Source organism: Photobacterium angustum (genome assembly GCF_003026365.1).
GTDB classification, from domain to species: domain Bacteria; phylum Pseudomonadota; class Gammaproteobacteria; order Enterobacterales; family Vibrionaceae; genus Photobacterium; species Photobacterium angustum.
Genome location: NZ_PYOM01000026.1, coordinates 58915 through 79352, shown reverse-complemented (window position 1 = coordinate 79352; position 20438 = coordinate 58915). Strand labels below are relative to the sequence as shown.

Genomic DNA, 20438 nt, shown 5'->3' with positions numbered 1-20438 from the left:
ATAATTAACACTAATATCATCAGTGATTGGTGAATATAAAGAATCAACGATTTGTACGAACTGTTTTCCCTTTGAGTTGATAATTCCTATCTTCATAACCCTTACACTTTTAATGAACCAATCCCTAATAATTAAAGATAGGCATAAAATTCATAAACGTAAAGATTAATTTTTAAACAGAGAATAGTAACCCATTTAAAACAAGTATTTAAAACAGTTCCCCCTCAAGCTTATCCTTTACACTTTTCCAATGGTTCATTCTTATAGTGCATTAGATATTAATGTTTATATCACATCTAAACTTATAATCTGTTTAGATTATTCCATAAAAAAAGGATCTGTATAAAGCAGATCCTTGATAGTAAAGCTGCGATTAAATTAAATCATGATGAAATATTGGCTTATAAATAACAAGATAGCCAACAGCCACACTGGGCATTTGAAGTATTTAAATGCAATAAATCCAATCACCACAGCGACAGCATCTAATCCTGTTTTCACCCCACTAGTAATAATAGGGCTGACGAATGCGCTAGCTAATAATCCAACAACACAAGCATTTACTAAAGTAATTGATTGCTTTAGGCGTTCATGCTCAAACAACGCTTTCCATGCTGGAATAAATGCAAATAGTAATAAACTACCAGGTAAAAACACAGCAATGGTTGCAATCAAGCTCCCTAATAAGGGGGGTATACCGTCTATCGAAGCACCTAAATAACTAGCCATAGTAAACATTGGACCAGGTACAAGCTGTGCAGATGCGTAAGCATTAATAAAGGTAGACTCCCCGACTAATCCTTCCATCATTGGTTGTAGGAGTGGTAATACAACATGCCCACCGCCAAAAACAAAACTCCCTGCTTGGTAGAAGATATTAAATAAATTAACACCGCTATTGTAAGGCGCTAATAATGGTAACCCCACTAATAACACGCCAAACGTAACTAAAATACCAAGGTGTGGTTTTATGCTAGTCGTTAGTTTATTTGTTGGTGCAATCTCAGTTTTAAATGACAACGCGTAACCCACAGCTGCCGCCACACATATAGGCAATACTTGGCCAAGTAGACCTGTACTAAAATAGACCCAAATAGAAGTAATCACTGCCACGGTAATCGTTAGGGCTGTCGTTAAGTTCTTTTTAGCCATTCCCCATAAAGCATCAGCAACGACAATAACGGCAAGTAGTTTTGCTGCGATGATTAAGCTATCAACAACAGAGTTAGACGTGACACTGCTACTAACAATGGCAAGCCCTGTTAACAATGCAAAAGAAGGTAAAGTAAAGCCAACAAATGCAGCAACAGCACCTAAGTAACCCGCTTTCTTATAGCCAATATACATACCAAGTTGGCTACTGGCTGGCCCCGGTAAAAATTGACATAACGCTACGGCATGAGTGAAATCATCATCAGAAATCCATTTTTTTTCTTGTACAAACGAACGTTGAAAGAAACCAATATGTGCTGCTGGGCCGCCAAAGCTATATAAGCCCAATAATAAAAAGGTGGTAAAAACGTTGAACATGCATTCCTCCATTAGCAATATCGCTATCATAACGGTTCTATACGAATTATTTAAATCGTTTAAAATGATGTAAGTTATTATTTATATTCATACATATAGATTGATGTTTATTAGTCAAAAAATCATAATACATAGATAGTGTTATTCGATATTTTGTCACGCCAGATTATCGTGACAGCGTAACTTGGAATTCCAAATGCTAGATAATTTGCAACAGATGGTAATACTGGCTGCTATTGGTCATGAACAAAACTTTACAAAAGCGGCTGATCGCTTGGGAATATCAAAGTCTCAAGTAAGTAAGCAAATAAAATGTTTGGAAGAAAGGTTAGGTTGTCAGCTTGTTCAACGCAGTACACGTACCGTTGTATTAACTGAAATTGGCGTGCAATACGCAGATTATGGTCAACAATTAATTGATACTGTTAATGAAGCAGAAGCCATGGTGGCGGGGTATCGAAATGAAATCACAGGCGTATTACGAATTGGTATCGCCCAATCATTCGGTAATATTCATATCACTTCCGCATTAGCTGAGTTTCAAAAACAAAATCCTGAACTAGAGCTTGAGATTAGTTTATTTGATCACCGTCCAAACCTTTTAGAAGAAGGCTTTGATTGCTGGATTGCTATTCATGAACATCCGCCTGAAGGAATGGTAGCCAGAAAACTCGCTAAATGTGAATTTGTCGTTGTAGCCTCCCCTGATTACATAGCACAACATGGCGAGCCCATTGTCCCTGGCGATTTACGTCAACACAATTGTATTACTTACCAAAGTCGTGAACGTAAATATGTAAATTGGGAATTTGGTCGAGATGGTTTAAAACAATCAATTCGAGTTAATGGTAATTATCGTATTGATAATGCACCGGCAGTGCTTGATGCTGCACTCAGTGGTTTAGGTATCGCTTATCTCTCAACCTATCTCTTAACCGATGAGATTAAAACGAATAAGTTAATAACACTACTTAATGATTGGAAAACGACAGTAGAATTACCTATTTATGCTGTTTACCCAAGGCGCAAGTACCTTGCCCCTAAAGTCCGTTGTTTTATTGATTTTATGGCTGAGCGTATGGCTTTACCGCCCTATAAAAATATCAATCCAATAATAGATAATCACAAATAAGCTTAATAACAGTAAATTTACGCTATAACAATGTTCATTGTACTAAACTGATAATCAGACAAGTACAATGAGCATGTTATGTTGCCTTTTTATTCTTATTTCATTCCTTCTAGATTATTCATCTATTCAATAACAATAATTACAATTTTAGTAACTATTCCTTTAATCACATTCCCAGCTTACGCGATACATAGTTTTAGCCACTCCGATCCTATAGAACAGAGCACAACGCAAATTAAAGCATATATTCCAAAACAAGCATTACTGGTTGAAATACAAGATCAGTACGATGTTGTCTATTTTAGTCATAACAGCAAAGAGTTAACCGTTGATATTAAGAGAGTTTTGAATGAATTTGGTTCTGTTCTTAGAAATTATCATCAAACCTATGTTGTTATTACTCAACATATAACGACGGATTTAGGTTACGAACGGCTATTTAATATAGCGACTTATATTGCACTTCAATTCGATATTGAAAAAGAAAGAATTCAACTGTTATTGGTATCTGGGGAGGAGTCTAATCTATTTCGGCATATCGATGATAATTGGAAAAATGGTGCTGAAATAATCATACCTAAAGCAATTATTGTTACTTATGATCCTTACTTCGCTGTGTATTAAAAAACGATGCCGTTCCTTACTAATCGTAAAATTCGACATCGTTCTATAAGTATTACATAGAGTGTTGTTGCTGTTTTTTAAGAGCAGGCAACGCATACATCTGCTTTAAGATATCATTAACACTGTCGCTATGATTTTCAAGTTTTTTAGCAAACTTGTTTCTTTCTTCGTCTGTTACTATTTCTGAATCAATATTCGCCGCAATGTAATTCGCTGGGAATAAATGGTAATTTTCAGTAATTTGACGATCAATTTCTACAGCTAATTCTTCAGGTGTTTCTGGTACATTGTTGATAACATCACCAAAGCTTATATGGATACGACGCTTTTGCCCTATAATACCTTGTACTATGCTTTCAATGTCTTCAAACTCACCCTTTTCATAGCTGCCGGTTGATGCTTTTTGATGAAGTTCTTCAGCTTTAGCGACATCACAAGGATCGTTTTCGTAAGAAATCGCGACAGGGACAATATTCAAGTTATTCATAAACTCAGAAAAAGGAACTTTCTGCTTGCGCCCTTCCATAAAAAACATTTTTAAAATAGCAGGATCTGTCTTATCGTTACCGTCTTTGGCACGCCCTTCTTTTTGAGCAATCCAAATATTATTTCCTGTTTCTAAAGAGTGAGAGATATAACTAGAAAGCAGTCCAAGTGACTTCATCAATTCACGTGGCCCTTTTGCGGAACGTTTTACAATAAAACTTTTGTTCAAACGCATTAACTCTGTTGCACAAGGCTTCTTCAGTAAGTTATCACCAATAGCAATACGGACTGTGTTGAAGTTCTCTTTGTATAAACACCAGTTAACCATAGCGGGATCCATCGCGATATCACGATGGTTAGAAACGAATAAGTAAGCCTTATTTGGGTCTAATTTATCTAGGCCTGTGCACGTTACACCGTCACATGAGTGTTCAATAGTTCCTTGCATATATTTGGCAACTTGATTTTGAATATCTTTTACCGATTTGATGCCTGACCATTTCTTTACAAGGAAACGTTTAATTAGGGGTATAAGTAACCAACCAAACATGCCAGACGCATGTGGGAAACGGTACTTTAAAATAGCGTTGATAAAATCTTTATCATCAATGAGTCGTTGAATCGCACCACTGACTTCATCGTCATTATACGGGCGAATTTCTTTATAAATATCGTTATCTATATGCACAGTAATGCTTCATGTTGAAAAAACTGGGTTATTTTACTAATAAATAATGATTAACCAAACAACCTCTGTCAATAACCGTGATGGTTGGAGGTCATACCTCACATGATTGTCTAGTTTTTCATCGCAGATGCTATTTTTTGCACCAATCTGATCATATAAGAAATGATATCTTCAGTATTTAGATAATAGACATCCCTCTTTGTTGACGCTAAAAGAAAAAAACACGAAGATGTGCATGCTTATGTGTAAGAGAGTCAGTATGAAACAAGCTATTGAGTTTTCAAATAACGAACACCCTTTTCTTTTTGTTGGTTCACGTAAAAAGAGCCAATCTTCTTACTTTATTGTTGTAACGAATGGTTGTGTGTTAATCCGATTAGGTAAACAAGAGCACATGATCACAAAGGGTCATGGTTTCTGGATCCCATTTGATTGTTTACATGCCATCACAGTGTTACCTGGGGCAACATTTTACAAAGTAGCCTTTTCTGTTCGTATGACACAGCCACTATGCACTGATGCTGGCTTTTTTGTTGTGTCATCGCTCGTAAGAGCTGTGCTTGACGAATTGGCAAACTCTCCCGTTCAAGAGCATCAATGGGATGGAGCTGAAGGCCGTTTATTAAAAGTCATTGCAGATCAAGTTGAAAAACTCTCTGTGTCGACTCAATCACTTTGTCCAGCGATTAATAAACAGCATCATAATTCATTAGCGTTAATGTTAACTGGTAATAAAATCACTGAAAAAACAGCCATATCAAGCCTTGAATCAGTAATGAATATGACAGTAAAAGAGTGTGAAGCCTGCATTCTAATGCGAGAAGTGCTTAAACTTAGTCGTTCTGGACGAAAGCTTCCACAAATTGCGGCGCAGTTGAATACTACAGAACAAATGGTAGGAGCGCTTTCTTTGCCAATTTTAGGTGAAAGCTTACGCTAAACGAAATACGCCCTAAACACGGGCGTTTTTTAATTCAGTGGGATATGAACTTGCATTGATACACCATCTTCAACATGGCTATTATTATGCCAACGATAATCAAACCTCACGCGTGGTTTGTTACCGGTAATATCACCAAAGCCTAAACTCATTTGCAGTCCATGATTTAATATCCAATCTTCAGCTCCTGCCGCACTAGTGAGTTCTTGTTCGTCATAGTTAGTTGGCATCCAAAAACCTAAACCATAAAACGTCGATGAATTGTGATCCATTAAAACAGGTGAATCAGCAAATTTATCATCCCAATGCAGCCAGAATTTATCCCCGTAGCTATTAGAATCAACTTTCCATGGTATATCGTTACCGTGTAGTGAAGGCATTAGCGCTTGGTTTATATTGTTATTGCGCTCAATACTATAAATAGGCACTGAGCAACCTTTGTTATTATATGGATAATCAATACTAAAAGGTTGAGAAACGGTATCTAAAGAATAATAGTTTTCGCAATGAAACGCGTAAGTTGACGAAGACAACATAAATGATAAACAACAAAAAACACCTAAAGATATTTGTTTAAGCATTCCGCCATTTCCCTTAAAGTTAAAAATGATAACGCTCATCGGTCATTAATAACTGGCTAACACTTGCAGTTGTTAAGTCACTGATATTTTTATTTTTAGCTAATGCCTCCCGAATTAGAGTACTTCTAATCGGTAACGTTTCAGGACATGCAAGCACTTGCCATTGACTAAGTATTTCTTCTGACTTGAAAAACTTTCCAAAGTTCAAGAAATTATCAGGGCCAACAACAAATGTAATTTGATGGTTTGGATAACGCTTTTGTAATTCAACAAGTACCGCATATGTTGTTATAGCTTCATCACCTACCGCTATATCTTGCTCTAACGTGGACAACACCAGATTATCTTGTGAAATGTCATTAATAAAAGCAGAAACCAATTCGCAACGTAATGAATAATCCAACATATTTTTACCCCAAGCATGAGTGTAACTTGGAAGTAAAAGCACTTCATCGTAATGCGTTAATCGTTCTAAAACCGAACGATGCCCTAAACTAGGCGGATTAAAAGCGCTGCCGAACACAGCAAGTGTTTGTTTCATCCATCAAACCTTTCGTTCTATCAATTTGCTTATATTCACACTAGAGATTTCTAATGATGTAACTATTATTTAAGCATTTAATAGGAAAATGCCCCTTAATTTTAGTAATATCTATCTTTAGCATTGATCATAATAACGAGTTATCGCATGATTTTGCTAAAGGTGTAATGGTTTATCTCTCATTTATCCATTATATCGCTTCAAATGATTAATATTTGGGCTAACTCTCTTAAGGATTCATATACCATGGAACAGCTTATCCGCACTGAAATGCGCGTACTACCTGTCATTGACGTTGATTTTGAAATCCAACGCCGAGTTGAATTTATTCAAAAAAAACTTAAGCAATCAGGCTGCAAATCACTTGTACTAGGCATTAGTGGTGGCGTGGATTCAACAACATGTGGTCGTCTGGCACAACTTGCTGTTAATGGTTTAAACCAAGTTTCTAACAGCAACGATTACCAGTTCATTGCCGTTCGTCTACCCTATGGTGAACAGCAAGATGAAGACGAAGCACAACTCGCATTGCACTTCATCCAGCCTAGCCACTCTGTAAGCGTTAATATTAAAAATGGTGTTGATGGCACTCATGCAAGCACCCTTTTAGCATTAGAAAATACAGGACTTATCCCTAGCGATAAAGCAAAAGTCGATTTCGTGAAAGGAAATGTTAAAGCTCGCACACGTATGATTGCTCAATACGAAATTGCAGGGCTTGTCGGCGGTTTAGTTATTGGTACCGATCATTCAGCTGAAAACATTACTGGTTTTTATACCAAGTTTGGTGATGGTGCTTGTGATTTGGCACCACTATTTGGTTTAAACAAACGTCAAGTTCGCGCTCTTGCAGCAAAACTTGGTGCGCCAGAACAATTGGTTTATAAAGTACCTACAGCAGACCTAGAAGAATTAGCGCCACAAAAAGCTGACGAGGATGCTTTACAAGTTTCTTACGATCAGATCGATGACTTCTTAGAAGGCAAACCCGTTACCGATTTTGTCCGTGATCGCTTAGTGTCAATTTATATGGCAACCCAACATAAGCGCCAACCTATTCCAACGATTTATGATGAGGAATAATTGCTGACAGCTCCATGTCGTCATAATGAACTTATAAAAATGGCCAGTGTATTTATCAATTACACTGGCCTTTCTTATTAACTAATAGCTAAATTTCATGCATTAAGCACAGTTAAGACAATCTTTTGAATGAATAAGTGCATCTAATTGCTGCCATAAAGGATCACATAGACCTGCACGATAAACAGCGTGCTTAAAAGCGTCATGTTCAGCTTGATACATTAAGAAATGACGGCGTGAATTATTACTGCTTGATTGAACGTTAGCCAAGCGATCGCAGGTTTTAACAATTAATGCTAAGCGTGCTGCATCTTCAGCTGGATCAAGCGATAATAATCGTTGGTTTATCTCTAATTTTCTCTTCGCTCGATCTTCTAACTTCACATCAGTGACATAATTCACTGCGTCAGCAATGGTAAAACCAAATAAGTCTGCCAACTCGTCAAAGCTGGTATCAGTATCTTCAATCACATCATGTAGTTGAGCTACAATCATTGCATCAATACCATATGGTCTTGCAAATTCAGCAACTGTATCTAAATGTACGTGGTAAGGATAATCTCCGTATTTTTGCTCGCCATGTCGACTTTTAGCAAAAGCTTGAGCCTGTAAATATCGGTCATTCATATAATTACCCTAATAAAATTATGTTTTTATTATTTGTATAATAAAAACATACAATTGAACAAGCTTTTATTTGAAAAAAAAGTATCCAATTATAAAAAAAGAGCCGTTAAGCTCTTCTTTTTATTACTCTTCTTCATCACTGAAGGTTTCACCAGCAGCTTCACGACGCTTAATATCCGCTTCTCGGATCTGGTGAGCAACAATCATTATCGCTTCACCACTGCTAATACCTTGTGCCATCAGCTCATGGATACGCTCAGCAGCTTCTTGTTGTTGTTCATGATTGAGCGTTGGAGTGTGATTGTACATAACTATCTTCTTGTTGATGAACGAAGCGTTATTTTAGAGTGAATAGCCGATAATGTCACTGATTATCAAGCTTATCAATACAGCCTTATACTTAGGTTACTCACCCAGGATGACCGTCAACACGGGGTTTTGTGAGTACTGGAAAATAGACTATGGTAAAAATCCCAAAAGCAACAGCCCACAAGCTTGCAGAAATTACATAGCCATTAAGTAACATAGTAGGTACAACTGTAGTCAATAATACTCGTGCTAGTAATGACAAAAACAACGCAATAAACGCAACCTGCATAAAACGCCCAACTTCTAATTTACGCCCTGTGTGTCCTAAAGATACACGCGAGATCATTGCTAGTATCATTCCGCCTAGTCCGCCAATAGTAATAATATGAATAGCAATAGACTCACTGATCGCAGATATATAAAAGCTGCAACCTAGCAAAAATAGGCCAATAATTAACGACAAATAAGCTAGATGCAAAGACCACAACAGTGGAATACGTAGTGTTGAGATTGTGCGCCAGCGATAAAGACGAACAAAGTTAGTTGTGGCCGCAATGATCGATAATGGAGCAATAAACCCATTTATTGTTGCGTTATTTATAAAAAGCGTCGCTAACAGCAACAACCAAGCAGGTATAAGCGCAAGATATTCAATAGTTTTAACTCGTTCAATAACTTCAGTATTTGTTCCGCGTGATGTAAAAAATGGGATAACACGACCACCAACCACTAGGGTAATCACTGTTACTACTAACACAACAGATAAAGCTATATCAGCGATAGATTGATGACTCTTTCCTAACGCAATAAAATGAAATTGGATATTAGTAAAAGCAAACAGTAGTAAAACAGGCACAAAAAAAAGATTTCGCCACTGTTTAACTTTTATGATCGGTATTGCAAGATAGTAGATAGCTACAAGAATCCATAATGTATCAATAAACAGCCAAATACTGCTAACTGAGCCCAGCATTAAGCCAATACGAGCAATCAACCAGAGGCTGAAAACCAACAGCAATTTAGTGCCTTTAATGCTTGTTTGCCCCGTCCAGTTTTGTACAGCCGTCAATAAAAAACCAATAATGACTGCGCCTGAAAATCCAAATAGCATTTCATGGCTGTGCCACCAAATAGGATTTGAATACATAAAACTAGATAATTGAGACTCACCTGAACAGAATAATGCCCACATTACCATTGCGATAACTGAAAAAGCACTTGCTCCAAGAAAAAAAGGTCGAAAGCCTAATCGTAAAATTGCTGGTATTTTATCTTCTTTTGCTTTATCGATGATTTGCATAATTTTCACCACTTTAAACATGCAATAATTATACATGTTTAAAGGTATAAAAAAACCACCCTGGTAAAGTGGTTTTTAACTTAATGCGTATCATCAGAATAGTCAATGGATCGAGTGATACTTTGAATGTCTAAAATAGATATCTCACCTTGCCATCGACTGTTTATTAAGCCAACATCAAGCCAATATCGCCCTTCAGGAATATTAAGTTTGGGTAACTTAGTCGGCAAATAAGTGTCAGTTTGTTCGCTCCATAATGGTCGCCAATCTGTATCATTTAAGTCATACAGCTTTATCGACAAACTAGGTGCAGGACAGGCAGAGTTCAATTTAGCGACATGATCTATACGCCATGAATTACTATCTTTCCAGCCTAAGTTCTGTTTTGCCGGCGGCTCATTAAGCACAATCCATTTATTCCAAGCGGGTTCACCATCAGCGATAATCGTCAACTTATATAACCCAGCTTCTACTTTATGATCGAGCTTTTTTGCATCAACTGTAAAATAGCCGCCATCATCTATCACTGGTTGGGAATTAATTAAATTATCATTAGGCCACTTAGAAAAGCTAATCTTAGTAATGTTAACTCGTGTTAACCCAACAATAGATAACTTAAGTAGCTGCTGATTAATATTTTGAACAACAGAACGCTCAATCGATAACTTTGATAACCAAGAAGGCAATACTGTTTTATCGAGACTATGTCCACAGTCCTCCGTAATCGCAAGATCAAGTAAACCATTAAGATTTGCTTTCTGATCTGTTGTCGGAGATTGTTGCCAAGCCTCTATAATTGACTCAAATGATTTATCAGTATGACCTTCAAGTAAATGTCTATGGGCAGCCGCATAAGAGCTTTGATCGACAAACCAAGCTGCGTTGGCGTTAGGTATTAAGAACAAGGCGTTAATAATACCTAACTGACACAAGAAAAAGGTTATTCTTCTCATTCAATAACCAGCACTTATGGCTTCATACGGTAGCCGACACCACGTAATGTTTCGATATCAATACCTGGTAGTTTTTGGCGTAATTGCAGAATATGAGTATCTACCGTACGTGTTGTTGGGTAGTGGTTATACCCCCAAACTTGATCGAGTAATTCGTCACGTGTAAATACACGACCTGCATTTTTTGATAAGAATACTAGAAGTTCAAATTCAGTACGCGTTAACGTAATATTTTCATTATCAAAAATTACTTCACGACTTTCTTGATTGATGATGATATCGCCAACTTTAATGATATTAGCAGCAGCAGTATCTTCATCGTCACCACGAAGATGTACACGTACACGTGCAAGTAATTCTTCTTCAGCAAAAGGTTTTGTTAAATAATCTTTTGCACCAGAATCTAAACCAACGACTTTATCGTTAATCGATACCATTGCAGTTAATAAAATAACAGGAACATGCTTCTTTTTAAGCCATGAACCTAAATAATTTAGTGAGTCACCTTCAGGCAATTGACGATCTAGGACAACAAGATCGGCCTCTTTCCATAAAGCGTCTACCTTACTAGCGCAATCTGCATATAAACAGTTATAACCAGCTTGCTTTAAGCAATCGAGTAAACCATCAGCAAGGTTGCGGTCATCTTCAACCAGTAGCAGAGTTTGATTCACACGGTATCTCCAATATAAATGTGGTTGGTGGGCCTATTAATTTCAATTTCCCCCCCATTCTATTAATCATTGATTCTACAATCGTCAAACCTAAACCTAAACCTTGTTCACTAACAAAAGGTTTACGCAGTTTAGACCAATCTTTGGCGCTTAATGGGCCTTGGTCTTGAACCACAATTTTAAGTTTTCCATCATAGTATGATGTCGTTAATGTAATCGGTGCTACACCATATTTATGAGCATTAGAAAATAAGTTATCTAAACATGTACCAAGCCAATAAATATTTACGTGAACACTTCTATCTTCAGCAAGATGTAAAGTTACATCATACTCTTCAGCAAGATAGCTTAACCATTCATTGACGGATTCAACTTCTTGCGTACTTAATTGTTGTTGGTTAGCTTGTAAGTAATCTTTACTTGCTTCTGCTAACTGTCTTAATCGCCTTGAATCATCAGTCAAACGTCTGAACTCATCATACAGACCTTCAGGTAATTCATCAAAGTGACGTCTAAACCCTTCAACAGTCATAGCTAAACTTGCTATAGGCGTTCTTAATTCATGCGTCAAAATTTGTAGAACTAACATTCGCTCTTGCATATCTCGGCGACGAATACGAAAACGATAAACTCCCCAACTTACCAGTAATAAGGCATTACTTACTAACAAACATATTAGTAAATAGTACGTTAAGTGCGACTTATTCTCTTCACGCCAACATATATTTCCATTCTGAGCTAAACAAAAATCATGACGATTTAAGCGTTTTAAATGCAAATCATGACGGGCTAAAACCTTTAACCATGTTGACTGGTTATAAAGGTTATAGACATTACCATTTCGTACCCATAGCTCACCGTTCGCAATAAAGAAACGAGCGCCAGAAATTAAAACTTTAATTTCATCGCTATTCATTCGCTGTAAACGACCAAGCAAAGTTGTCGCTGACGCTAATGGGTGCTCTTTAATATGCAAAAACTTGCTTAGTTCTGACACCTTTCCTGGGTGTTCAGCTAAATAACGATATGCATAACTACCACCGCCAGGATGAATATATCCTGAACGAACAAACCACCCTTTTGGTAACGTTGTCTTGTTACAAATGGCTCGAGTAAAAACTACAGGCTGTGTTACTGATGGAGAATAAGGCCACGGCCCCTTACATGTTAGCGAGTTTTGATATAGCTGCCTGAGCGCTGAAAGTGGATATTCTTTCGTTTGTGGCAATAAGCTAGAAGGCAACAGTAAAGGTGATGGATAAGTGCTTTGTAGTTTACGAAAATCGTATGTAGATACAGGTTCACTTTCCAATAAATCTGTTCGAACGGCCGCCAACCTTTCAGGTAATGAAACACCTTCAGCATGGCTAGCAGTAGTAAATAATAGTGAGAATAAAAGTACATACGTTTTCATTCATATACTTTAACATTGTTTCTCACTAAATTGTCAATGTAATGTCATGTAAAAAACTGCAGACATTATATATATCGTTAATTTATGCCATTAAGCGAGTAACCTATACCAAATAAACATGATGATTATCTATCTTTGAAATTTGGTAGGTTTAGATTGTGCTTAACACTTCGCTGCTATTTCAACTCTTGCTTATAAATAGAATATAAATTTTTTACATAACGCATAGTTGCCTTCGTGAACGATTGATTCTCTATGAACAATACATTTCTTTGGTTATGTTACAGATGTCTGTTGATCACAAATAAAAATGCCACTCATGTGAGTGGCATTTTTTCTTATCGATCAACGATTAAAGATGTTCAAGTATTTTCAAACATGAGTCTTTTGCATCACCGAACAACATATGGCTATTATCTTTAAAGAATAATGGGTTTTGAACCCCGGCATAACCAGTATTCATTGAACGCTTAAACACAACCACTTCTTTGGCATTCCAGACTTCAAGTACAGGCATACCAGCGATTGGACTGTTAGGATCTTCCATCGCGGCAGGGTTAACAGTGTCGTTTGCACCAATAACAAGTACAACATCAGTTTGTGGGAAATCATCATTGATCTCATCCATTTCTAACACGATGTCATAAGGTACTTTCGCCTCAGCTAATAGCACGTTCATGTGTCCAGGTAGACGACCAGCAACAGGGTGAATACCAAAACGAACATCAATGCCTTTTGCACGTAGCTTCTCAGTGATCTCGTGAACAGGATATTGCGCTTGAGCAACCGCCATTCCGTATCCTGGAGTAATGATAACTGAGCGTGCATCTTTTAGCATTTCAGCCACTTCTTCTGCTGAAGCTTCACGGTGTTCGCCGTATTCTTCATCAGAGCTTGCTGCTGTACCATCTGAACCAAAACCGCCAGCTATAACACTAATAAATGAACGGTTCATCGCCTTACACATAATGTAAGAAAGGATAGCACCAGAAGAGCCTACTAATGCACCAGTTACGATTAGAAGGTCGTTTGCTAACATGAAACCTGCCGCCGCTGCTGCCCAACCAGAATATGAGTTAAGCATTGATACAACCACAGGCATATCAGCGCCACCAATTGAAGCAACAAGGTGGTAGCCAAATACAAACGCAATAATCGTTACTAAGATTAGTGCAGTTAATGAACCTTCTGACTGTACAAACCAAACTAGCAATAGTGCTGAAACAACAAGTGCTAACAGGTTTAATTTGTGACGGTGAGGAAGCATTAGTGCTGATGATGAAACTAAACCGCGTAACTTAGCAAATGCAACTAAAGAACCTGTAAAGGTTACTGCACCGATAAATACGCCAAGGAAAATTTCAACCAAGTGAATGTTTAACATTACACCGGTAAGGTCACCGTGGTCTAAGTAAGTATTAAAACCTACTAATACCGCAGCCATACCTACGAAGCTGTGTAACATAGCAACAAGCTCAGGCATCTCGGTCATTTCTACTTTTTTAGCGTAGAAAATACCAATAGCACCACCAATGATCATCGCAAGGATAATCCAAACAGTGCCTTCAGTGTGAGGACCAAAGATAGTAGCAATCAGAGCGATTGCCATACCAGCAATACCAAAGTAATTACCGTTTCGTGCTGTTTCTTGCTTAGACAGTCCCGCTAAAGACATGATAAACAGTACGGCAGCAACAATATAAGCTGCTTGTACGATTCCTGCAGACATTTGTTACTCCTTATTTATCTTTACGGAACATTTCTAGCATTCTTTTGGTTACCGTAAAGCCACCAAAAATATTAATACTAGCGATGAGAACAGCAATAAACGCGAGGAAGGATACAACCCCGTTTCCCTGCCCAATTTGGAGCAAAGCACCAACAATAATGATGCCCGAGATAGCGTTAGTAACTGACATTAAAGGAGTATGTAAAGAGTGAGATACATTCCAAACTACGTAGTATCCAACCACACATGCAAGCACGAATACAGTGAAGTGCGCTAAAAACTCTGCTGGAGCATAATTAGCCACCCAAGCAAAAAGCGCAATACCCGCACCCATTAAGCCAAATTTCTTAACAGGTGATGTTGGCTCTTCAACTTTAGGTTCAACTTTTACTGCCGCTTTAGGTTGTTGAGCTGCGGCAGAAACTTTAATTGGCGGCGCAGGCCATGTTAATTCACCCGCTTTCACAATCGTTAGGCCGCGTAATACTTCATCATCAAAATTGATGTCAATATTACCGTCTTTCTCTTTGCAAAGAAGTTTAAGTAAGTTAACAAGGTTTGTTCCGTAGAGCTGAGAAGACTGTGTTGGTAAGCGGCCAACCATATCTGTATAGCCGATAACTTTGACGCCATTTGGTGTAGTAACAACTTTATCAGCTTCAGTGTATGCACAGTTACCGCCATTCGCAGCAGCAAGATCGACAATAACACTGCCAGATTTCATTGAATCAACCATTTCTTTGGTGATCAATTTAGGAGCCGGACGCCCAGGGATAAGTGCGGTCGTGATGATAATATCAACATCTTTCGCTTGCTCTGCGTATAAACGCTCAGCCGCTTTATTGAATTCATCAGACATTTCTTTAGCGTAGCCATCTCCCGTTGAAGTATCTTCTTTGTAATCAACTTCAAGGAATTCAGCGCCCATTGATTCAACTTGTTCTTTAACTTCAGGACGCACATCAAAAGAACGAACAATCGCACCAAGGCTACCAGCAGCACCAATAGCTGCAAGACCTGCAACACCAGCGCCAGCGACTAAGACTTTAGCTGGCGGCACTTTACCTGCAGCGGTAATTTGACCAGTAAAGAAACGACCAAACTCATGAGCGGCTTCAACAACTGCACGGTAACCCGCAATATTTGCCATTGAGCTTAAGGCATCAAGTGCCTGTGCACGTGAAATACGAGGTACAGAATCCATCGCCATAATATTAATATTTTTAGACGATAGTTTTTCTAATAATTCAGGGTTTTGTGCAGGCCAAATAAAACTAACTAAGCTTGCACCCTCTTTGATGAGCTCAAATTCATCTACACCTGTTTCAGGATTTACCTGCGGCGCATTCACTTTAATAATAAGATCCGATTGCCATACTTCATCAGTTGAGACAACCGTTGCACCAGCCGCTTCATAAGCAGCATCATCAAAGCTTGCTAAACGTCCAGCTCCTTGTTCAACAACAACGCTGAACCCCATTTTCAATATCTGCTCAACCGTTTTAGGTGTTGCAGCTACTCGCGTCTCATGAGCGAGTACCTCTCTCGGTACACCAATCTGCATTATTATTCCCTGTACATTGGCTATAACATAATCATTTTGTATCCAACTCAAAAAGCAATATCAAGCCTTTTGTAGTAAAAATACAAAAACCCCCACACCTACAAGTCAAAAACCCTATTGATTGCTATTACATTACTGAAATAAAACTAGATTTATATTTCTTTTACTCATAATAGTTCGTATAAAAATAATGACTGAATCACATTTCCCATCAGCTTTTGACTCTAAAACGATAATTGTCAGCTATATACTCAATAAGAAACATTAAACCTAATCAACTTATTGTTTTAAAAACAACCAACCATAAATATACTTAACTGATAATTTTTTAAATGGATATTCACAAATAGGATAAATGGTATGATGTGAAAACCATTTTTAATATTTATAAAGATACTTTTATACCACCCCTATTGCAATGAAATTTGTTGAATATTACTACAATTTTTGTTTGAACATTTTATCGCCCATTTGTTTAATAAACATTTCTGACTTTTTAATCATAAATGTTTCAGCATCATGACGAGAACTGAGTAAGTCTGAACGAATAAAGTGGTGCGTATTTAATTCTCCGTTAATCTCTTTGCAAATTCTCCCAGCGATTCTAAATTGCCCTCCTTCTTGCTTCGGTTCAGGATAAATTAAGTAACCATTATAAAGAGTTGGCTCAACTTCCTGAGTGGTAACCTCTGATTTTTTAGAACCAAATAGCTTTGATAAGAAGCCCATTTTTATACTCCTACGACTAAATCATTTAATAAGATTTTTATTTTTAGCAATGAATATTTTACGTTAACTAAAGCTAATAATACTCACTATTTTTAGGCGGTAATAGCGGAATTTTAAACAAAAAAAAGCCGGCAATCATGCCGACTTTAAAAATCTCAATACAAAATGTTATCGATAAATACCAATATCTTTCTGTAAATGGACTGGGATATCTTCAATACTGTAAGTGACTGACTTTTTTGATCGGTTAAATACAATATCAAATAGGTGTGCAATCAATCCTTTGATCGTTACTTCGTAACTTTTTTTATCCTGAAGATGCAACGTTGTAGCTGCGTCCACATCAAATGTTTGTGCCATGATTGCCCCTGAAAAAGGTATTAGATTCAATAAACGCGAGTAGTTTATCGTCTGTTTACTTAACCTATAAATGACAATATTTCTTTAGTGACATTAGTTTTTCTTATGTGTTAACACTTAATTACTAGCGATTATTGCCCTAAAGCACAAAAGACTATTAAGAACGATTACATTACTAAATGAATAGTTTTTTGTTTCAAATAGAATCTTTTTTTGTATTTGAACAAAAACAATGATAACAATAAGTTAACAAAAGGATTTTAACTTATGCTTTATTTTCTTAATAAATATTCTGCTATTTTATTGATGTTTGCAGGTGTCATCGGTTTTAGCTTTCCTAGTATTAGTCGTATTGTCTTCCCTGCTTTACCATATATCTTGTTTTTCCTGATGCTTTTTACTTTATTAGGAATTAAACAAGAGTTACTTATCCGCAAGTTGTTATCTAAAACTGTTTGGTCTTATGCGCTTTTCCATAGCCTTGGGCTCACTTTATTCGCCGCTGTATTGCTATATATCTTTAACATTTCAACTCCACTATTTATTGCTATCACGGCGGTAACTGCAACAGGGACATTATTTGCTACACCTGCAATAGCGAAAACCTTAGGTTATGATGTATTACATGCGATGGCATTGACTATTGCATCAACATTAATGATGCCAATCGTATTATTTTTTAATCTTATGCTACTCCAAAGTGACACTGTAACCTTAGATTTTGTCCAATATATACAAAGACTGACGATATTCATTATTGGACCAATGGCTATTTCTGCGTTTTGCTACAAAATGATAAACCCAAAAGTATTGCAGAAAATTCATAACAGAATATCTAAGTTAACCGTTCTGCTTATTTTTGCTTTTCCGCTTGGGCTTGTCGCTCCTTTGAGGGAAATGTTTGAACGTTCATTACACGAAGGTATGAGCTATTTACTACTGGGTTGTTTAATTTGCGGATTATTTTTCGGTATCACTTACTTAGCCTATTATAAGAGTAATCAGCAATCCAAAACGCTGTATGCCATTACTGCAGCTAATCGTAATGTATTACTTACCTACACCATAGCAAGCAGTTATTTGGGATTTGAATATTTAGCACTGATGGCAGCGATTCAAATTCCGACTTATGCTTTACCCGTTATTATCAAACTCATCGCCAAGACTAAATTTGATCACCAAAATTCATTTGTCGATAAAAAGAAAGCCGACTAACAGTAAATTGTTAGTCGGCTTAAGCTTTCTTTCTATCGGTGAGTATACCTAGTATTTAGGCAACATCTTTATTGCCAGTACAGGGAATATAAACCGTTTTATTATCTACTGGTGCATCAAAGTATTTTTTCTTTTTTGCATAAGCTTCAAAAGCATCAGCCATTGTAACGTTAAGCGGCATTGGCTCTTTAATGTAATCTAACAATGGCGCATAGCCCTCTTTACCTGTTGCGGTATAGCCCGATGAAACTGAACTATAAACTTTCTCATCTTCAACAGGTATCCACTTACCGTCTTGTAAATGCTCTAATAGCTCAATTCGTGTACCTTTAACTGCACAACAACGATAGGTATATCGAAGATCTGCCACATAGGGAAAACTTCCATCGCCAGTTCCTTCTACACCATTATTAATCGCATTATCAATCGCTCCTTCAAGCGCTTGACGAATACGTTTACCTTTAACGCTATAAATCATAATACCAATAGCAAACGGTAATAATTTCCCCGCGATATCTGCAGGTGTAATAATACCTGGATTTAACGAGCACCTAACGCCACCAGCATTATGAATACCAAAATCAACGTTATAGCCTAGCTCACGAGCTTTCCAGACAAAACTTTCAACAACCCAAGGAGCTATTTGGCTTGGGCCACGCTGATCGGGAATACGAATATGACGAAGCGGCTCGTTAATGACAGCAATTTCTTCTGTTTGCAGTGCGCGTACCGCAGGACGATAGTGCTCATTGAGAATATTTTCAATGATAGGATCTTTCACTACAAAACGAATGTTATCTTGCTCGCTTAAAAAATGACGAACGATTTCATGATCATCAATTTCTAAATGCTCGGTACGGCTTGCATCTACTGTAAATTGACGCCCAAGTAATAGTTGATTAGCACCAAACGCTTGTTCAATAGTTCCGTCTTCTGCAAACTCCAGTGTTATATGTCCCACAGCAAGTGCATTACAGCCCGCTTGAACAACACAGGTATTATTAACAGTGTGTGCGTATTTATCGGTTTTACCGTAACCAATGTTGGTGAAATCACCTTGCATGGTGTGAGTATGACCACCAATAATAACGCCTATTCCATTAACAGCTTCAGCAAGCTCAATATCATGGTCATAGCCTAGATGGCTTAACACAACAATCTTATTAATACCCTGCTCATGTAGATGTTGAACAGTGTTACGCGCAACCGTCTCAACATTCATAAAGTGAGTATCAGGATCTGGGTTCGCAATGCCAGCCATATTTTCAATAGCCAAACCAAAAATCGCAACAGGCTCACCATGCACATCTTTTACAATATATTTCGCAGTTTCAGTGCTATTGTCATAAGCGTAAACATTGGCTTTATCTCGTAGCGGATTAGACTTGGTCTGATCTTCTTGCGACAGATCCCAATTACCAGCTAGTAACGGAAAATGCGTATGATCAAGAAAATCAGCCACACAATCGTTACCCATATCAAGCTCATGATTACCAAGCGCCATTGCCTCTACACCAATAGCATTCAGTAATACAGCATTAGCCATACCTTTATATAGTGAGAAATACAATGTACCTTGGAAACAATCACCTGCGTGTAAAAACATGAATTCTCGTTGATTCAAATACGCTTCAGCTTTTAATTCACTCACCGCCGATGAAATACGAGAAAAACCACCACAACTGGCATATACCGAGGATTCAGTATCTAAAACGTGTTCAGGTAAATTTAGTGATATAGATGATGGTTCAAAATTTGAATGCGTATCATTGATATGAGCAAATGTAATCTTTGCTTTTTTATTATTCTTTGTCATAAAAAATTACGTCTCTCCCTGAAGGACTCATATGAATGAGAGATATGTTTAGTATAAGTCACCTATTTAGCCTAAATGATTTCACTGTAAGACAAAATAACTGTGATAGATATCAATATAGCATGATTAATGGTAATCATTTA

Annotated in this window: 20 protein-coding genes; 5 read left to right on the top strand and 15 right to left on the bottom strand. The window is 37.4% G+C overall.

What is annotated here, in order from left to right:
- Positions 1-378: 378 nt before the first annotated feature.
- A complete protein-coding gene (gene chrA, locus CTN01_RS20895) occupies positions 379-1530 on the bottom strand; it encodes a chromate efflux transporter (protein ID WP_045147185.1) in 1152 nt (383 codons plus the stop codon).
- Positions 1531-1726: 196 nt separating this feature from the next.
- On the opposite strand from chrA, the gene CTN01_RS20890 reads away from it, so the two are divergent.
- Positions 1727-2662 carry a LysR family transcriptional regulator gene (locus CTN01_RS20890; protein WP_045147187.1) on the top strand — a complete coding sequence of 312 codons (936 nt, stop codon included), beginning with the start codon at positions 1727-1729 and terminating at the stop codon, positions 2660-2662.
- Between the two features lie 78 nt (positions 2663-2740).
- Positions 2741-3286 (top strand): hypothetical protein, encoded by a 546-nt coding sequence (locus tag CTN01_RS20885; protein ID WP_045147190.1) that lies wholly within the window; start codon positions 2741-2743, stop codon positions 3284-3286.
- Positions 3287-3338: 52 nt separating this feature from the next.
- On the opposite strand, the gene CTN01_RS20880 is transcribed toward CTN01_RS20885, so the two are convergent.
- Complete coding sequence (locus CTN01_RS20880) at positions 3339-4460, bottom strand: 1-acyl-sn-glycerol-3-phosphate acyltransferase (RefSeq protein WP_045147192.1); 1122 nt, start codon at positions 4458-4460, stop codon at positions 3339-3341.
- A gap of 259 nt (positions 4461-4719) precedes the next feature.
- Here CTN01_RS20880 and CTN01_RS20875 point away from each other — a divergent pair, with 259 nt between their 5' ends.
- A complete protein-coding gene (locus CTN01_RS20875; RefSeq protein WP_045082115.1) occupies positions 4720-5400 on the top strand; it encodes a cupin domain-containing protein in 681 nt (226 codons plus the stop codon).
- 29 nt (positions 5401-5429) lie between these two features.
- Here the strand turns inward: CTN01_RS20875 and CTN01_RS20870 are convergent, their stop codons facing one another.
- Entirely contained in the window at positions 5430-5981 is a 552-nt protein-coding gene (locus CTN01_RS20870) for a hypothetical protein (RefSeq protein WP_045147194.1), read from the bottom strand.
- 19 nt (positions 5982-6000) lie between these two features.
- Positions 6001-6522 (bottom strand): nicotinate-nicotinamide nucleotide adenylyltransferase, encoded by a 522-nt coding sequence (locus CTN01_RS20865; protein WP_045147197.1) that lies wholly within the window; start codon positions 6520-6522, stop codon positions 6001-6003.
- A gap of 246 nt (positions 6523-6768) precedes the next feature.
- On the opposite strand from CTN01_RS20865, the gene nadE reads away from it, so the two are divergent.
- Complete coding sequence (gene nadE / locus CTN01_RS20860) at positions 6769-7605, top strand: ammonia-dependent NAD(+) synthetase (protein ID WP_045147199.1); 837 nt, start codon at positions 6769-6771, stop codon at positions 7603-7605.
- Positions 7606-7707: 102 nt separating this feature from the next.
- On the opposite strand, the gene CTN01_RS20855 is transcribed toward nadE, so the two are convergent.
- The 10 genes from CTN01_RS20855 to CTN01_RS20810 form a co-directional block, all read right to left on the bottom strand.
- Positions 7708-8232, bottom strand: a complete 525-nt coding sequence (locus CTN01_RS20855) for an HD domain-containing protein (RefSeq protein ID WP_045082118.1) — start codon at positions 8230-8232, stop codon at positions 7708-7710.
- 123 nt (positions 8233-8355) lie between these two features.
- Positions 8356-8541 (bottom strand): YoaH family protein, encoded by a 186-nt coding sequence (locus tag CTN01_RS20850; RefSeq protein WP_005365166.1) that lies wholly within the window; start codon positions 8539-8541, stop codon positions 8356-8358.
- 100 nt (positions 8542-8641) lie between these two features.
- The gene (locus CTN01_RS20845) at positions 8642-9841 is read right to left on the bottom strand and encodes an NnrS family protein (RefSeq protein WP_045184232.1); all 1200 of its coding nucleotides are present in this window, start codon (positions 9839-9841) and stop codon (positions 8642-8644) included.
- Positions 9842-9921: 80 nt separating this feature from the next.
- Positions 9922-10794 (bottom strand): DUF2861 family protein, encoded by an 873-nt coding sequence (locus CTN01_RS20840; protein ID WP_052666512.1) that lies wholly within the window; start codon positions 10792-10794, stop codon positions 9922-9924.
- A 14-nt stretch (positions 10795-10808) separates the two neighbouring features.
- On the bottom strand, positions 10809-11468 hold the full coding sequence (locus CTN01_RS20835; protein WP_005365159.1) for a response regulator transcription factor: 660 nt from the start codon (positions 11466-11468) through the stop codon (positions 10809-10811).
- Positions 11443-12882: a sensor histidine kinase VxrA gene (vxrA, locus tag CTN01_RS20830; protein WP_045147201.1), complete on the bottom strand. Its 1440-nt coding sequence runs from the start codon at positions 12880-12882 to the stop codon at positions 11443-11445. The genes CTN01_RS20835 and vxrA overlap by 26 nt, the downstream gene beginning before the upstream one ends.
- 352 nt (positions 12883-13234) lie before the next feature.
- Positions 13235-14611: a Re/Si-specific NAD(P)(+) transhydrogenase subunit beta gene (pntB, locus tag CTN01_RS20825; protein WP_045147203.1), complete on the bottom strand. Its 1377-nt coding sequence runs from the start codon at positions 14609-14611 to the stop codon at positions 13235-13237.
- Between the two features lie 10 nt (positions 14612-14621).
- Positions 14622-16175 carry a Re/Si-specific NAD(P)(+) transhydrogenase subunit alpha gene (locus tag CTN01_RS20820; RefSeq protein ID WP_045147205.1) on the bottom strand — a complete coding sequence of 518 codons (1554 nt, stop codon included), beginning with the start codon at positions 16173-16175 and terminating at the stop codon, positions 14622-14624.
- A gap of 438 nt (positions 16176-16613) precedes the next feature.
- The gene (locus CTN01_RS20815; RefSeq protein ID WP_045147208.1) at positions 16614-16904 is read right to left on the bottom strand and encodes an HlyU family transcriptional regulator; all 291 of its coding nucleotides are present in this window, start codon (positions 16902-16904) and stop codon (positions 16614-16616) included.
- Between the two features lie 168 nt (positions 16905-17072).
- On the bottom strand, positions 17073-17264 hold the full coding sequence (locus tag CTN01_RS20810; protein ID WP_045082123.1) for a hypothetical protein: 192 nt from the start codon (positions 17262-17264) through the stop codon (positions 17073-17075).
- Between the two features lie 267 nt (positions 17265-17531).
- Between CTN01_RS20810 and CTN01_RS20805 the strand changes: the two genes are divergently transcribed.
- On the top strand, positions 17532-18479 hold the full coding sequence (locus CTN01_RS20805) for a hypothetical protein (protein WP_045147210.1): 948 nt from the start codon (positions 17532-17534) through the stop codon (positions 18477-18479).
- Between the two features lie 55 nt (positions 18480-18534).
- On the opposite strand, the gene CTN01_RS20800 is transcribed toward CTN01_RS20805, so the two are convergent.
- Complete coding sequence (locus CTN01_RS20800; RefSeq protein WP_045147212.1) at positions 18535-20295, bottom strand: bifunctional metallophosphatase/5'-nucleotidase; 1761 nt, start codon at positions 20293-20295, stop codon at positions 18535-18537.
- Positions 20296-20438 lie beyond the last annotated feature (143 nt).

Coding starts and splice junctions, on each gene's coding strand:
- chrA (WP_045147185.1), bottom strand. CDS start 1,530: ATGTTCAACGTTTTTACCACCTTTTTATTATTGGGCTTATATAGCTTT.
- CTN01_RS20890 (WP_045147187.1), top strand. CDS start 1,727: ATGCTAGATAATTTGCAACAGATGGTAATACTGGCTGCTATTGGTCAT.
- CTN01_RS20885 (WP_045147190.1), top strand. CDS start 2,741: ATGTTGCCTTTTTATTCTTATTTCATTCCTTCTAGATTATTCATCTAT.
- CTN01_RS20875 (WP_045082115.1), top strand. CDS start 4,720: ATGAAACAAGCTATTGAGTTTTCAAATAACGAACACCCTTTTCTTTTT.
- CTN01_RS20870 (WP_045147194.1), bottom strand. CDS start 5,981: ATGCTTAAACAAATATCTTTAGGTGTTTTTTGTTGTTTATCATTTATG.
- CTN01_RS20865 (WP_045147197.1), bottom strand. CDS start 6,522: ATGAAACAAACACTTGCTGTGTTCGGCAGCGCTTTTAATCCGCCTAGT.
- nadE (WP_045147199.1), top strand. CDS start 6,769: ATGGAACAGCTTATCCGCACTGAAATGCGCGTACTACCTGTCATTGAC.
- CTN01_RS20855 (WP_045082118.1), bottom strand. CDS start 8,232: ATGAATGACCGATATTTACAGGCTCAAGCTTTTGCTAAAAGTCGACAT.
- CTN01_RS20850 (WP_005365166.1), bottom strand. CDS start 8,541: ATGTACAATCACACTCCAACGCTCAATCATGAACAACAACAAGAAGCT.
- CTN01_RS20845 (WP_045184232.1), bottom strand. CDS start 9,841: ATGCAAATCATCGATAAAGCAAAAGAAGATAAAATACCAGCAATTTTA.
- CTN01_RS20840 (WP_052666512.1), bottom strand. CDS start 10,794: ATGAGAAGAATAACCTTTTTCTTGTGTCAGTTAGGTATTATTAACGCC.
- vxrA (WP_045147201.1), bottom strand. CDS start 12,882: ATGAAAACGTATGTACTTTTATTCTCACTATTATTTACTACTGCTAGC.
- pntB (WP_045147203.1), bottom strand. CDS start 14,611: ATGTCTGCAGGAATCGTACAAGCAGCTTATATTGTTGCTGCCGTACTG.
- CTN01_RS20820 (WP_045147205.1), bottom strand. CDS start 16,175: ATGCAGATTGGTGTACCGAGAGAGGTACTCGCTCATGAGACGCGAGTA.
- CTN01_RS20815 (WP_045147208.1), bottom strand. CDS start 16,904: ATGGGCTTCTTATCAAAGCTATTTGGTTCTAAAAAATCAGAGGTTACC.
- CTN01_RS20810 (WP_045082123.1), bottom strand. CDS start 17,264: ATGGCACAAACATTTGATGTGGACGCAGCTACAACGTTGCATCTTCAG.
- CTN01_RS20805 (WP_045147210.1), top strand. CDS start 17,532: ATGCTTTATTTTCTTAATAAATATTCTGCTATTTTATTGATGTTTGCA.
- CTN01_RS20800 (WP_045147212.1), bottom strand. CDS start 20,295: ATGACAAAGAATAATAAAAAAGCAAAGATTACATTTGCTCATATCAAT.